The organism is Undibacterium sp. SXout7W (genome assembly GCF_049339385.1).
Taxonomy (GTDB): Bacteria; Pseudomonadota; Gammaproteobacteria; order Burkholderiales; family Burkholderiaceae_D; genus Undibacterium.
Map to the genome: position 1 here is coordinate 1 of NZ_JBMPPF010000170.1, position 280 is coordinate 280.

Here is a 280-nt window from a genome sequence, read left to right on the forward strand (position 1 = left end):
TTGTGCAAAACCAGCATTACGCAAATTAACTGAAGGTAATATTAAAGGGCGTAAAATAAGAGCTCGCCGCTTAACTCGCTAATTACTTTGAATGACTGAGCAGCTGGCTTTAAGCTGCTCGTATTCCTCTCTAATACGTTTAAATATTTCTTCATCTTCTGCGGATTTATCGGGATGATATAAAAATGCCAACTGTCTCCAGCGCTTTTGTATCATTTTTAATGTCGCATCTTCTGCTAATTGCCACTGTTTGAGTAAAGCACTGCGGGTATGCGGTTCA

Annotated in this window: 1 protein-coding gene; it reads right to left on the reverse strand. The window is 39.6% G+C overall.

Annotated features, from left to right (window positions below; genetic code table 11):
* Positions 1-78 precede the first annotated feature (78 nt).
* Positions 79-280 (reverse strand): J domain-containing protein (locus ACO0LB_RS20965; RefSeq protein ID WP_423052685.1); only part of this gene is annotated, 202 nt, incomplete at its 5' end.